This window comes from Cytophaga aurantiaca DSM 3654, from assembly GCF_000379725.1.
Lineage (GTDB): Bacteria > Bacteroidota > Bacteroidia > Cytophagales > Cytophagaceae > Cytophaga > Cytophaga aurantiaca.
The window spans coordinates 15,187-30,849 of record NZ_KB903629.1 but is presented as its reverse complement, the minus strand read 5'-3'; the positions used below and the strand labels follow the sequence as shown (position 1 = coordinate 30,849).

12 protein-coding genes are annotated in these 15,663 nt (G+C 36.6%); all 12 read left to right on the top strand.

All coding sequences use genetic code 11. From position 1 onward, the window contains the following. Window positions 1-21: 21 nt before the first annotated feature. The 12 genes from A3EE_RS0106795 to A3EE_RS0106735 all read left to right on the top strand — a co-directional run bounded on the left by A3EE_RS0106795 (window position 22) and on the right by A3EE_RS0106735 (window position 15,658). On the top strand, window positions 22-5,547 hold the full coding sequence (locus tag A3EE_RS0106795; protein ID WP_157446926.1) for an alpha-2-macroglobulin family protein: 5,526 nt from the start codon (window positions 22-24) through the stop codon (window positions 5,545-5,547). 147 nt (window positions 5,548-5,694) lie between these two features. Continuing rightward, a complete protein-coding gene (locus A3EE_RS0106790) occupies window positions 5,695-6,375 on the top strand; it encodes a hypothetical protein (protein WP_033417670.1) in 681 nt (226 codons plus the stop codon). 36 nt (window positions 6,376-6,411) lie between these two features. Further along, window positions 6,412-7,044, top strand: a complete 633-nt coding sequence (locus A3EE_RS0106785) for a hypothetical protein (protein WP_018342690.1) — start codon at window positions 6,412-6,414, stop codon at window positions 7,042-7,044. Between the two features lie 141 nt (window positions 7,045-7,185). Beyond that, on the top strand, window positions 7,186-7,917 hold the full coding sequence (locus A3EE_RS0106780; protein WP_018342689.1) for a VIT1/CCC1 transporter family protein: 732 nt from the start codon (window positions 7,186-7,188) through the stop codon (window positions 7,915-7,917). A 391-nt stretch (window positions 7,918-8,308) separates the two neighbouring features. Beyond that, window positions 8,309-8,839: a carboxymuconolactone decarboxylase family protein gene (locus A3EE_RS0106775; protein WP_018342687.1), complete on the top strand. Its 531-nt coding sequence runs from the start codon at window positions 8,309-8,311 to the stop codon at window positions 8,837-8,839. A 59-nt stretch (window positions 8,840-8,898) separates the two neighbouring features. Beyond that, a complete protein-coding gene (locus A3EE_RS0106770; protein ID WP_018342686.1) occupies window positions 8,899-9,321 on the top strand; it encodes a nuclear transport factor 2 family protein in 423 nt (140 codons plus the stop codon). 16 nt (window positions 9,322-9,337) lie between these two features. Further along, a complete protein-coding gene (locus A3EE_RS0106765; RefSeq protein ID WP_018342685.1) occupies window positions 9,338-10,216 on the top strand; it encodes a helix-turn-helix domain-containing protein in 879 nt (292 codons plus the stop codon). Window positions 10,217-10,788: 572 nt separating this feature from the next. Next, window positions 10,789-11,538 (top strand): helix-turn-helix domain-containing protein, encoded by a 750-nt coding sequence (locus A3EE_RS0106760; protein WP_018342683.1) that lies wholly within the window; start codon window positions 10,789-10,791, stop codon window positions 11,536-11,538. A 23-nt stretch (window positions 11,539-11,561) separates the two neighbouring features. After that, window positions 11,562-12,722 (top strand): FAD-dependent oxidoreductase, encoded by a 1,161-nt coding sequence (locus A3EE_RS0106755; RefSeq protein ID WP_018342682.1) that lies wholly within the window; start codon window positions 11,562-11,564, stop codon window positions 12,720-12,722. 459 nt (window positions 12,723-13,181) lie between these two features. After that, entirely contained in the window at window positions 13,182-14,501 is a 1,320-nt protein-coding gene (locus A3EE_RS0106750) for a T9SS type A sorting domain-containing protein (RefSeq protein WP_018342681.1), read from the top strand. Between the two features lie 146 nt (window positions 14,502-14,647). Further along, window positions 14,648-15,079, top strand: coding sequence for an NAD(+)--rifampin ADP-ribosyltransferase (gene arr / locus A3EE_RS0106740; protein ID WP_157446925.1), 432 nt, complete (start codon window positions 14,648-14,650; stop codon window positions 15,077-15,079). Window positions 15,080-15,100: 21 nt separating this feature from the next. Continuing rightward, a complete protein-coding gene (locus A3EE_RS0106735; RefSeq protein WP_018342678.1) occupies window positions 15,101-15,658 on the top strand; it encodes a hypothetical protein in 558 nt (185 codons plus the stop codon). The last annotated feature ends 5 nt before the right edge of the window (window positions 15,659-15,663 follow it).

Genomic DNA, 15,663 nt, shown 5'->3' with positions numbered 1-15,663 from the left:
TGAATTATTACAGAATATTCTATGCCCCGATTTTTACTCCCATTTTCCTTTCTTTTGTGTTTTCAGATTTCCTTTGCGCAGCAAATCAAAAAAACAGCTGCAAGCATACCGTATAAATATATCTATGCTGTTACTAAAGAGCAGGCGTGGGAATTATATGCAGGAAAATACAAAGGCGTTTATACAACAGCATTTCTTCATAATCCTGTGGATAGTATAAAAATAAACCAGGAAATACCTTTAAAATATCACAAAGGAGGATATATACTGTTATCCTCAAAGGATAATTATGCGCATACAATTTTTATAGCAAGTTTTCAGTTTTCAACCAACATCGTTAAAGCCCCACGTGAGATTGGCATAGAGGTTCATAATGCTGCCGATAAACAATTGACGGACGTTCAGTTTTATGTTGAAGGGAAAAAGATAGAACTGAAACACAATGGGTATTATTATGTAATCCCGGAATATGTATATGGCAAGAAACTTACGGTTGAATATAAAGATGAATTTCTGTTGACTGCAATTCCTGAGTCTGTGCGTAAAAAGAATTACCGGGAAGATATATATGAACGTAAGGGTGATAAAGGGTTTGTGTTGACAGACAAACCTAAATATCATATTGGAGATACGGTTTTCATGAAAGGCTTTTACAAACCTTGCATATTTCACAATAAGAGATTTTTGCAGATTCAATATACAGACATCAATTACGATTATGTAACGGTATACTCAAAGAAAATTGTTAGAGATAAAAACGGAAGTTATACAGGGTATTTTGTGCTTCCGGATACGTTGCCGATTGGTATGCGGTATTCTGTATATCTTTTTCGTAACCATAGTTCTGATTATAATTATTTTTTAGTTGAAGATTACAAGCTGGACGATTTTTTATTAGATGGATCATTAAGTTTCAATAAGCAGCATCAGGATTCTGTAACAATCAACATTCAATACACCAATGCTCAGGGCGATGCAGTTCCGGATGGCTGGATCTATCTGACACTTGAACCGAAGAATATTGAATTAGCAGCATTAAAGAATGGATATGTGCCATACACAATTTTGAAAGACAGTATCAGAGCAACAGGCAAAAAAGAATATATATACAAAGGAAAACTTGCACACCTGCCATTTGGGAAGTATTCCTTAACGTTTACACTCACAGCTACGAACAATGGTATTGTAGAAGAAAAGAAAAAAGTGTTTGGATATGTATATACGCCTGTTACAATGAGAGAACATATAGAAGGACATCTATGCACGTTTAAGCCTTACGGTGTAGATAATACTCCTCAACAAGGTTTTGCCATATATTACAATTCACACGTTAAAGATACACTAGCTGTTACCTTTCCATATCAGATCGATTTTGAACAGCAGAATTTTCCTGTTGCGTTTATAATAAATGATTCTTATATCAAAATAAACAATACTCAAAACGCTGAAGAGGTATTGGACTTTAATTATTCCATTCAGCAAAATAAAATTCATGTTCAGATTGAAAACCCTTATCTACTTGCTGTTCGCGTAAAAGATAGAGAAGGGGAAATTGTATGTCAGCAAAGTAGCCAGCAGATAACCTTTATAACTTCTTTGGATAAAAATCAAAACTTCTATTGCGATTATTTATTTCAGGGAAAATACATACAAACGCGTTTGGTGATCAGTCCGGATTATAAATCCCTTATGATCTATGCGAGCATGCCGGATACGATTGTTCCAGGCGGAGGTGATAAAGTGAAGGTGCATGTAACGGATTTGAAAGATAAAGCATTGCGCAATGTAAACCTGACAGCTTTGGCAGTTGACAATCGTTTGCCGCATAATGGCATTCCGCGCGAAAATGTACCCGTAAAATATGAGTATGATCTTATATCAAATTATACGAATGACTATCTGTCTGTGCCCGGCACATTTGATACAACTGTCAATAAGTCTTTATACAATGATTATCATGCATTTTTATATAAGGATAGCATAAATTATTTCCTTGTTCCAAAAGAAGGTGATGCATCAACCGAAGCTTTTTTATACATCTGTAAAAATAAAACATACATACGTCCCGGTTATATTCTTGAAGATGGAAAACTGGTCTACTGGGAAGATGTGGGAAATAAGTCCAAACAATCCTTTTACTCAACACCCGGTTATCATTCCTATGAAATACGTTTGGCAAACGAAAGTATTTTTATTGACAGTATATTGATTTATGCATCTTTTAAAAACAATATCCTTATTCCCGTAGACCGGATTGCTGCAGGTTCATATCGTTCAGAGCCACGACCGAAGCATTTGACTTCAAAAGAACGTGATCTGTTTTATAGCTGTTCATACGAAATAAAAAGCAACGGATATTTTTATGTTCGTACAAAGTATAATTATTATACGAATTGTTTCAGGTATGCATCTTTTATAAATGCGGACTCAGATTTTAACGTAATTTCAGATTCAACCTATACCATACATAAAGTAGATCCTGCGCTTAATAAAGAGCTTCGGGAGTATTTTCAACGCATTCGTTTTAAAACATTCTCATCCAAAGAAGGTAAAATTAAAATAGATGAACTGAAGACATTGGATTATGAAGCATACCGGAAGACTCCTATAACGTGCACGTATGCTCCTGATGAAATGTATCCACAGAAATTAAATGAGTATGCTGCCTTGTATGTACAGAATTTTTTCGATCAAAACGTAACAGTCAGATTGACGGATCAAACAAATACAGTATTGTACGATTCTTCTACATTCGGAAGAGATTTTAGATTCGGTGTTCAATCCGGTGAGTATATCATCCGGGTGCATAACAAAAACGGAGATATACTAAAAGAACAAAAAATAAATATTGATAAGCCGGGTTACTACATAACTTCAGTAATACCGGATACATGCAAAAATTATACAAGAGGGATTTTACCCACAAGTTTATATTCGCAAACGGATGTGTATTATCCGACGTCTACAATGTTTTACAAAAAGCCTTATTCATATAGTTCAAACAGAAGAAGGAACAGGAGAAGAAGCAATAGCTTTTCGTATTGTGGAATATATGGCGGGCTGAATGCATTGTACACAGGGCCTTCCGAGTCGGAATCCGGTTATCAGTTTGGCGCATTGGCAGGCCGTCAGTTTACGAATCATCTCCGCGGCGAACTACGATTTGAATACGGAAAGACAGCCTTGTCTACGTCGCAGCCATATAAGTATTCGTATGGTAAAATCAGTGCCATGGCGTGGTGTTCTGTATTAAAATATTCCCGTCATTCATTTAACGTGTTAGTAGGTTCAGGCATTTCAGGACAACAGATTTTTGATGCATCTATTAGAAATACAGCGCTAACGATACCTGTCGGTGTTTCGCTGAAATATCATATACAGTACATAGAAAGTATAAGTATAGAAGCACTGTGGAATAAATCCGTTTCAGGTACAGATTATTCGTATATGAATAACGGAATGTGGGAAGTGAATCTGCGATTGAATTTTGTGTTGCCGAGAAGACAAGGCAGAGTGCTATGTCCGTCAAATTTCTGGGGCGATGAGACAACTGTTCGCACGCCGAGATATCGTTATGAGCCGACAGATGCTAATCCTGGAGCATATTCAACAACAACGGGTATGGCATTTAATGAAGAAAATGGATTTCAGGTGGCGGACTATTCAGCGGCAGATACAACCGCTTTTATATCCGGTCATACGGTTAATAAAACCGTGCAGGTACGTTCAGATTTTTATGATCGTGCATATTGGGTTCCGTCTTTTTCAACAGACGCGTACGGCAATGCAAGCTTTACTACGCATTATACAGATGCCTTGACACATTGGGATAATTACATCATTGCTCATAAAGGTAAAAAATCCAATGTGTGGCGTTATGAAAACACGGCATATTTGAAAAATAACATTCAGTTGTATGTGCCGCGCTTTGCAATCCGCGGAGATAGCATCAGTGCAGCGTATCACGTACAATCAGATACGGCATTTGTTGTTCAGAATAGTGTAGAAGGTGTCCGTTTGAATGAATCAATACGAAACGACGATACATACAGCTTTTATATATCCGGAGTGAAAGATACTGTTCTTTGTAAATCGATTATGATCACAGGTGGCAAACAGATTGATGGCGAACAACGTATTATTCCGGTGTATGAAGCCGGTAATGAAACATACACGGGTTCTTATGGATTTCTGAAAGGAGATACAATTGTAACGCTTCAAAAGCCGGACTCGATCATTGAAACAAAAATCTATCTGTCAAATGATTTGAAAGATATTGTTCATATACAATATCAGCATCTGATGGATTATAACTATTTATGTAACGAACAAATAGCAAGTAAATTAATTGGCGCTGTAGCTGGCAAACAGCTTTCGGGAAGTTATAATGGAAAATATCCGCAGAATTTTTATTCCAGATTGAAATCGAACATAAACGATGAAAATCTTTATGGATGGTGGGGTAGAGCGCATACAAATATGTCTATGTCTGCGTATGTGTTTTATGCCTTGAATGTATATTACACGCAGCAGGAGTTAAATCCGGATCGTTTTTATACAAATATAGGCGCGCGTCTGATTGAGCGTGCTGCTGCCAACAAGGTTGATTACTTTACTTATTGGCTTATGAAGGAATCTAAGCTGCCAATGGATAATATTCTTATTAAATCACCTGAGCAATTAACATACAAAGAAGAGATTCTGAAATTAAGAATCCGTCAGCTACAAGGAGATAGTATTAAGCGTAACGAGATAGAGCAGTATCTTGATCAGACAATACTAGGTAATGCTTCGTTGAAAAACCAACAGACATTGAATTCAGACTGGTATGAAGATGAATTGATGTATCTGATTCTGCTGCATCGAATTGCGCATGTACATTATCCGGATATTGCATCCCGTATCCGGGTAGGATTGGTAGAGCACGGAAGCGTATCGGTACATACACCAACGTATGTAAAGGCTTTGTTCATAAATGAATTTTCAACACTTAGCACAACACAGAAAACTTCTGCTGTTATTACATACGATCAGGTTGCAGTAAATAAATTACCTTTCAATAAAATCATTAAGGACTCTCTTTCTCATACATTGCAAATTAAAGATGCTGCAGGTTTGTATGTAGTACGAAGCGAAAAACAAATCCCCACTACTGCTAAGGCATATCCCGATTTAAGTATAGATTATGTATTTAAAGAAAATGGAAATATGATCTCATCGTTACAGTCGGGAACAGTGGTGGAACAGGTTGTGACGATGAAGACAATTAAGAACTGTTCGTATGTAATGGTTGAGATACCACTGGCGGCAGGCTGCTTACTTGAAGATGTGTTGATTTCCAATCCGGGTTTATTGATACACAGAGAGGAGTTTCGCGACAAAGTGATTTTATATTTTGATAAAATGCCGGCTGGTGTATATACATTTACCATTCGTCAGAAGGTATTGTTTAAAGGAAATTATCAATTGAATCCATGTTCGGTTCATCTGATGTATTTTCCAATGATACAAACACAAACGGCAATAAGAAGAATGAAAATCAAGTAAATAAAGAACTGCGCTGTGGTTGACTTTTGTCTGAATTTGGATTCGTTGGATTAGTGGATTTACAGGATTAAAAAAGTGGACTCTAATCCAATTTTCCATTCAATCCGATAAATCTCAATTCAGACAATTGCTTTTTCAAACAAAAGGGTGGATATTGAAATATCAGCTAATTTTGAATTGATGAATACTTTTATGGCGGATACGAAAAACGGACACAAGGGTAAACTTTTGAAGATAATTGCAATTCAGAACAAACTTGTTAATGATTCAAAACATTTTGATAATAAGACTAAGGAAGCTTTTGTGAATTTGGGAAATTATTGGAATGATAGAATTGAAAAAGAATCATTCACATTTACTCAACTAAAATCTATAGCAAATAATATTTTAACGTATTGGCAAGAAAGTATTGGCATTGAAACGGAATTGTTTTGGATTGAACTACAAAAAAACAATATTGAATTTGAAAGAAATGATGAATTGAATTTTGCTCTTAATAAGAGTAGATTTAGAAGAGTTGATATTGGAATTGGCGCAAGAAAAGATTGGTCTATAATTAAAGATTTTGATTCTATAAAAGCTCGTTTTACAAGTGCTGAAATAGAAAAGATAGATTTTATTATTCAACAGGATGAAAAAAAACGAGTTGAAATTTTGAATAAATGTTTAAAAGCCAATAAAATTCCGCAGTCTCAATATTTAAAATTTGGAGAGTGTTGGGCTTATATAACAAACTGCGAACTTTGGGAGAAATATTTCAATAAAGATGAAGTTGAAAAATTGTATACAGTATGGACAAACTTTGGCACTCAACCTGGGCGAGGTTAGATCTCAATTTTCAAATCAAGTAAAAAAAAACGATCCATGTCAATTAAAAACACAATACACATTATATTCTATCTTTTATTTTTTGTAACAGCTCAAGAATCGTTTGCAGATTACGACAAATCCGAACTTGAAATCACACTTACATCCGTTAACGGTTCTGAAACCAGAATTTTTGTAAGCTTCTCAGGTTATGTCGAGCCGGATTCAGTTAACAGTTTTTCTTATTTAAAGCAAAGATTCATTGAAGGAAATATTCTGAATGAAGAAAATGTGCTATTTGGTTTTGATGATAGATACACTTGTGGAGGCATCTATATTTATTTTTCACAGACCTATATATCTCTCGACTCAATTAAATCATTAAAAGTAAATGACCTCTTCAATGGTTCTTATATGGAAGGAATAGAATCAAAGATAGAGCTAGAAGATAAAAGTTGGTTTACGAAAACCCCAATACAGGAAATCCAATTGAAAGATGGACAATTTGATTACGATATTTTCATATTCGAACGGAATAAAAAATTAGACAACTTAATTGAATCATTTAAATACGAATATAAAAAAACATTTGGTGCTGAAGTTGGAGACGACAACAGCAAAATAAGAGAGTTAATAGAAAAAATGAATAAATATAAAGTTGTCGTTACTATTTTTGGTTCCGGCTGCTAAAGAAACATATTTATAAAAACTATATCCCTCACGCCAGTCTTCAGACCGGTGTGTATCATTCCGTAGTCTTTGGCTAAATATTCCACCTTCACCAACTAAAAATATTTTTACCTATATTTAATTAACAAACACCCCACACCAATGGAAACGACACCCCACAGCGAAGAAAAAACAGTTACCATAGAAAATTATTTAGACAGTCATTACATTCATCGGAGCAATTGGTTGCGCGCAGCAGTATTGGGTGCAAACGATGGAATATTATCTGTATCGAGTTTAGCTGTTGGTGTTGCAGCAGCAAGTTTAACAAGAGAGCCCATTATGCTGGCAACTGTGGCAGGGCTTGTTGCAGGCGCCTTGTCAATGGCTGCGGGAGAGTATGTTTCGGTAAGTTCACAAACAGATACAGAAAAAGCAGACATTGAACGGGAAAAACATGAGCTGCAGGAAATGCCGGAAGAGGAGTTAAATATATTAACTCAAATATATGAAAAGCGCGGACTGAAAAAAGAAACTGCTCGACAGGTAGCTATTGAGCTCACAGAAAAGGATGCATTGGCAGCACACATGAGAGATGAGTTGGGTATAAATGAGATCAGTCAGGCCAATCCAATACAAGCTGCCATCGCATCCGGAGCCGCATTTACAGCTGGAGGCGTACTGCCTCTTATTGTCGTTCTTTTCGCACCTGTAAAAGGTATGGAATATTGGCTTTATGGATTCACGATTGTTTTTTTAATAATATTAGGAACCATGGCCGCTAAAACCGGAGGTTCAAGTATTGCAAAAGCTATTTTGCGTATTACTGTCTGGGGCACCATTGCAATGGGCTTGTCCGCGTTGGTTGGGTATATCTTTGGGGTGAGGGTGTAAATTTTATCCAAACAGATGATGTTCTTAGAATAATCCCATAGGGATGAAATATCTGTAGCTAAAAAATAAGAAATATAAAATCGCACAAGTCCCATCGGGACGCCTTATTATAAATTTTTGTTAGTCGCTCCTGACGGAGCTCCGCGCGTATGGTGCAAGTTGGATGGTCTTGCTACAGATATATCGCCCCGATGGGGCTAATTAATTTTAACCATCTGATTTTTTGAGTGCAAATCACAAAAAGCTGCATACTATTCATCATAAAAATGCACCCTACCATCGCTCTGGAAAAATTGTCCATCTACTTGCGTTATCCGTCCATTTAAAACAAAAACAAGTTGCCCCATCTTTGTATTGTCAATAACGACAAACAAATTAAACACATACAAAGATGACAACATTCATAGTTCCAACAAGAGAAGAAGTAGCACCCGTTAATCAAAGCATTTTCGATAATTTGACAAAAGCATTGGGTTTCGTTCCTAATCTATATGCTACCATTGCCTATTCAGCTAATGGCTTAGAACGTTTTTTAGCCTATCAGAATGCGAAGACCTCCCTTTCAAACAAAGAAAAAGAAGCCGTAAATTTGATTGTAAGTCAGGTGAACGGTTGTATCTATTGTCAGAGCGCCCATTTGGTTTTAGGCAAAATGAACGGCTTTTCCGATCTGCAATTAAATGAAATCAGACATGGTAAATCTTCCGATGCCAAATTGAATGCCTTGATTTCCTTGGCAGCTGACATTACAAAAAACAGAGGCAATGCAAGTGAAGCAAATGTAGATGCGTTCTTTGCTGTCGGTTATAACAAAGAAAATTTAGTGGACTTAATTCTTCAGGTAAGCGATAAAACAGCAATGAATTATTTGCATAACCTTACAAAGGTTCCGGTAGATTTTCCGGTAGCACCAGCAATTTAAATCTAACTTTTGTGAACCAACGAAATGCGTTGGTTCACTCATTTTAAACAATACATAAAATGAAACAGATTGAACAACGATTGCCACTGCCACCTTTCAATATGGAAACGGCTTTGCAAAAAGTACAGTTGGCAGAAGATGCCTGGAACAGTCAAGATCCGGAAAGGATCTCTAAAGCATATAGCATAGATACAGAATGGCGCAACAGAACTGATTTTATCAATGGACGCGAAGAAGTTGTGGCATTTTTAAAACTTAAATGGCAAAAAGAGTTAAATTATAAACTTAAGAAGGAGCTTTGGGGTTTTCGTGAAAACAGAATTGCCGTTCGTTTTGAATACGAATATAAAGATGTACATGGACAATGGTGGCGTGCTTACGGAAATGAAAATTGGGAGTTTGATGAAAATGGTTTGATGCAAAAAAGATATGCCAGCATCAATGATTTGGCGATTGATCAAATGAATAGGAAATTTATTTAACACGAACGATTTAGAAATGCTTTCAGATACGTACACATTAATCAATCCCCAAACAGGAAACTTAGCGTTTAAAGTTTTTTCATTTACGGATAATAGCTACTTTGATCATATTCAGCGATTGAATTATTACTCATTGATATGGATACAGAAGGGGAACGGCATGGTACGCGCTGATTTTTCAGAATATAATTTTACACAAAATACCTTATTTGCGTTTTCGCCCTATCAGCCTTTTATGTTTCAAACTACTGAACCGATAGAAGGTATCGTTTTGAATTTTCATCCGGATTTTTTTTGTATACATAAGCATCATCAGGAAGTAGCTTGTAGCGGTGTACTATTTAATAATATTTACAATCCGCCTTTTGCTTCAATTGATGAACAGACGAGTAATAACTTTGAAATGTTATTGGAACAAATAAAAGTTGAAATGCAAAACCCTGCTTTGGCTCAATACGAGTTGCTGGTTTCTTATTTAAAGATATTTTTAATTACGGCATCTCGATTAAAATCGAAACAGCAAACGGAAATGTCTGGCTCGCGCAATGAAGGTGAAGAACCGTTCATCCTGCAAAATTTGAAAAATTATATTGAGATACATTTCAAAAGCAAGCACTCGGCTAGCGATTATGCAGACCTGTTACATATTTCTGTCAAAGCCTTGGCTAAAATCACCAAGATGCATTTCAATAAAACCCTTACCGATTTAATTTCAGAAAGAATTATAATTGAGGCTAAAAGAGAATTGTATTTGACGAATAAAGCAGTAAAAGAAATTGCGTATGAATTGGGCTATGAGGACGAACATTACTTTAGCCGGTTTTTTAAAAACCATTCCGATATTTCTCCGCAGCTATATAGAGAAACGGTTGGCTTTGGAAAAGCAATAGTGTAATAACAGGAAGTATTGTAAATGGCAGATAATCCGCCGCGGTGGATAGGAGCTCTTCCGAATTGGTAATTCAATGTCGTTTAGTTAACGTTAAAGAATAGTTTCTACTTAAATTATTGTTGTGATTTAGTAATGTCCGACGGCCTCATTTCAAATTGCGTTAAGAAATTTTGGTTCATGGAGCTTTTTGAACGCTACAACTAGTCCTTTTTTAGGACGGTTTTGTAGCGTTCGCGGAATAAACCAAAATTTTAGCTTATTTGAAATCAGCCTTGATTTTTTGGTTCTTTTGCATCAAGGCAAAAGAACGGAAGAATCAAAAAGAAAGATAATCACGGGTAAGAAAGGAGAACTGTTCATGTCTAATTATAGCTTAACTAAACGACATTGAATTTGCAATTCGGAAGCCAGATAAAAAGGATTTGTAATCCGATGTATTTAAAGTGGAAATATAAAAAAGAGATTATAAATCTCAATTATCTGGGTTCGCGATTACAAATCACGAACAGCTTCGATTATAAATCACGAATAGCTGCGATATTTTTCGTTAGAATAAAATTAATAAACGAACAACAATGAACCAAACCCTGCAATATAAATTCATTAAACCCAACAAGCCGCTTGCAGATTTTGTGTATTGTTTTTCATCTTTGAAAAATCTGTCTGTCATCAACGAAGCTGTTATTATTCCAAATGGAAAAATTGACCTGATCTTTTCAAGAACCACAGATCATCAGCTTCGCATTGCGTTATTGGGATTGGAAACCAAACCGAAATGTGCAAATGTAGATGTGATAGAATTTTTCGGTGTGAGTTTTAATCCGCTTGCAATAGAATATATTTTTAACTGTTCCATTGCAGAGATATTAAATACCGGTAAAAATTTACCCGATAATTTCTGGGACTTTGGTGTAAAGGATATGGATGATTTTGATGCGTTTTGCGAAAACATCACCAGGAAAATTCATTCACTTTTACCCAAAAAAATTGATGAGCGCAAACGCAGTTTATTCGAATTGATTTTTTCGACCAATGGCGAAATAACAGTAAAAGAACTTTCCGAAAAAATAAACTGGAGTCCGCGACAGATCAACCGGTATTTCAATCAGCAATTCGGACTTTCATTAAAAGTCTATTGCAGCATTCTTCGTTTTCAGGCTGCTTTGGCACATATAAAAGATGGGACGCTCTTCCCGCAGCTCAATTTTACCGATCAATCCCATTTCATCAAAGAGATAAAAAAGCTTTCCGGCGTTTCACCCAAAGAATTGTTTAAGAATAAAAACGACCGATTTTTACAATTTCTGGTATATGATAAAGAGTAATTTTGAGCTATAAATTCAAAGTTATGTTGTTACAGAATAAACAAATCGCGATCGTTGGTGGTGGTCCGGGTGGATTAACACTGGCAAAACTTTTACAGCTGAAAGGCGTGGATGTAAAAGTATATGAACGGGATCCAAATAAAGATGCCCGTGTGCAAGGTTCACCACTTGATCTGCACGAAGAATCAGGCCTTGCAGCCTTACGCAAAGCAGGCTTATTGGATGTGTTCAAAAATAATTTTATGGATGGCGCAGACAAAACAGTCATTGTAAATGAACGTGCGGAAATATTTTTAGATGATCACGAAAATCCTCAAATTCAAAATTTTGGCGACGAACATTTTCGTCCTGAAATAGATCGGGGCGTATTGAGAAAGATATTGATCGAATCTTTGCAAGCCGAAACCATTGTATGGGATAGTCATTTTCTTTCTATGGAGAAGCAAGGCGAAGGCTGGTTATTGCATTTCAAAAACAGAGCAAGTGTATACGCAGATGTTGTTATAGCAGCCGATGGCGCAAACTCAAAAATCCGACCGTACATAACAGATATTAAACCCTTCTATTCAGGCATCACCATGCTGGAAGGAAATGTATATGACGCTTGGAAAACGATACCAAACATTTCTGCTATTCTTCGTGGCGGAAAAATAATGGCTTTCGGAAATGTAAAAAATATCCTGATGGGACAAAAGGCCAATGGAGAAATCGGATTTTATACAAGCTTTAAGACAGATGATAACTGGGCTGCAACAAGTGGCTTAAACTTTTCTGATAAAGTGCAGGTATTGGAATGGTTTAAAAAGTACTATTCAGAATGGAATACTATTTGGTATGAATTATTTGAACAAGCGGAAACTCCGTTTATCCCACGACCTATTTATTGTATGCCGTTGGATCAGACCTGGACTGCCTTGCCCAACGTAACCATGCTTGGTGATGCAGCACATGTAATGCCGCCATTTGCAGGCGAAGGTGTGAATATGGCCATGCTGGATGCATTGGAATTAAGCGAATGTTTAACAAACGATGCGCACAAATCTATACACAATGCAATAGCTGTTTATGAAACAAACATGCGTAGTAGAGCTTCAGCAATAGCGCAGGAATCACTTGATAATGGAGAAAAAATGCACAGTGAAATAGCATTGTCTACCATGCTGGATTTTTTTAGTGGTAAATAAAATTGCTTCGGATCTTATTATGGTTTGTCGCATACCAGATGTACCAACTTAAGGGATGTTCTCTTTTCTTAATCCCATTAGGGATAAAATATCTGTAGAAAAAAAATAACCCGAATCGAAACATGCACGAGTCCCATCGGGACGACATAGTGAAATCATTACAAGGCGCTCCTATACGGAGCTCCGTGCGTAAATAGTTGATGTTGGGTTTATTTCTACAGATATGTTACTCCGCTGGAGTAATTACTGAGATATATAAAGTGAATGTTAATTTTCGGTCTATTGCATGTAATACTTACCTTAGGTTGTAGTCTATGATGGCGCACAGATCATGATGAAAGTCTGGGGCACTTTAATATATTCAACATATTATATCCGGTTGTTTCAATCTTACATATTCTATATATTTACTTTTAGGATGTTAACGCATTCATCATATTTATACAAACCATATTTAGCATGAAAAAACATTTACTTAGCATCGCGTGCCTTCTTACTTTTAGCGCATTCACACAAGCTCAAACACCTTACACTGATTTTGATAAAGTAAACGGAGCAAATACTTACGCGGGCGGATTGAACGATAATAACTGGGTTAATCCAACTGTTGTGGGTCTTACAGCGAATGCAGGATCAGACGTGTTTGCATCTGCAAATGGGAATTCAAGCGGATCTTTTCCTGGTTTGGGTATAGAAAAAACATTGGGTGGTACAATCGAAAATAAAACCTATAATGTGTCATTTTATATCGCTACGTATGGTAGTGGTACAGGTGTATTGATTACGGATTTTACAACATTGTATATCGGAGGATCAGGAGGTACAACCACATGGACTTTAACACCAACTCCAACAGGAAGTACCTGGGTAAAATGGTCTGGTACATACACACCAAGTGTAGGTGATGTCGGACAGCCATTTGTATTCAAAGCTACTTTTAATCTAGCTGCAGGTAGAGCAATTGTACTCGACGGTACGATTGGTATTGAAGCAATACAGGCATTTTCAGGAGACTTTGATAAAGCAACGGGAACAAATACGTACGCTGGCGGATTATCCGACGGCAACTGGACGGATGGTACTGGTTTGGGCTTTACGGCTCATGCTGGCACGGAAGTACTTGCATCAGCTAATGGAAACATAAGTGGCGGAACAGTTTTTAATGGTTTAGGAATAGAAAAAAACTTGGGTGGTACAATCGAAAATAAGATCTATGATGTATCATTTTATATTGCAACATACGGAGGAGCTTTTGGAGTTCCATTTAGTGATTTTACAACATTGTATATCGGTGGGTCTGCAGGTACTATGACTTGGACGTACACACCTGTAGCATCAACAGGAACAAACGTTCAATGGACACAATGGAGAGGTACATATACACCTAATGCAGCAGAGATTGGAGAGCCATTTGTATTCAAAGCAGTTTTTAACCTGCAGCCATCCAGTGCAATTGCCATTGATGGCACGATTGGTATTGTCGAGCACACTACTACAGCAACAACGAATGCTGCTGCAAATGCTGCAGTGTCTGTTTATCCAAATCCGTTCAATGATCGTTTAACGATTGATTTAGATAAAAACACTACATATTCTAAAATTGAGATCTTCAACGCAGCAGGAGAAATCGTTCAGGTGATTGATCAGCCTTTAGCTACTGCGAACTGGAATGGCTTGTGTGCAAACGGAACGGTAGCAGCGAATGGCTTGTATACATTACGTATTCAAAATGAAAATGCAACTGTTATAAAACGTGTTGTTCTCAATCGAACAAACTAATTGATAATAAAAATCAATAAAAAAGAGCCGCGCTATTTAGTGCGGCTTTTTTTGTCTGAATTTGGATTTGTTGGATTGATTGGAAAATTTGGATTACAGCCTACAGGCCTCGGTGAAGAATTGATTATATTTACAAGAACGATTAAATGCTATCTATGGATACAAAAAACAATTCAATAGACCTGACTCAAACATTCTATCACGGTACAAAAGCCGATCTGAAAGAAGGAGACTTAATTGCGGCTGGTTTCAATTCAAACTACGGGCAGAATAAAAAGGCAGTATATGTTTATCTTACTGCAACGATGGATGCTGCTACCTGGGGTGCTGAGCTAGCAGTAGGAGAAGGACGTGGAAGAATTTATATCGTAGAGCCAACCGGTCTGATTGAAGATGATCCCAATTTGACGGATAAAAAATTTCCCGGCAATCCAACAAAATCATACCGTACCAAGGAAGCGCTTCGGGTAACAGGTGAAGTTAAAGAATGGCAGGGACATTCCGAAGAGCAACTTAAGACGATGAAAGATAATCTTGAACGTCTGAAGCAGCAGGGCATTGAAGCAATCGAGGATTAATTTTTTAAGCTAAGGGTAAGTATGAAAACAACAATTCAGCAAACACTTCTACGCACACACGTTATTGCATTGACAATTGCGATTGTAAACGCCGTATTCAAATTTATTACAATATATAGCCTCACTGGAAATGTAGAATTTATAGTTGAAATGATAACGGTAATCAGTGGAGCGATCCTTTTCTTTTTTTATCTAAAATCATCTGAAAATGATCGTTTCTATTTTTTAATATATCCTCTCGTAACATTCTTATTGATTGTTGCATTTGTAACGCGTGGAATAATTGGTTTATTGATTCTGATTCTACTATTTCCACTTATTCCGGATACAAAAGAATACGAACAGGATGGCATCATAATGTATACTCCTTATCAAGGGCCTATGGCTGAATGTTGCCGGTATCAGGTGAAAGAGCGCAAACTGTTGTTCTTTGAAAAAGATCTTGGTGTTTTTGGTAGCAGAAATGGTCCTATTCAGTATGAAAAAATGCATATTGAACAATCAGATAAAGAACTTATAGTAACGTTTGCAACAAGTTTTCATCAAGACTCGATTCAAACGGATATTATAAAAAGGTAATTGTG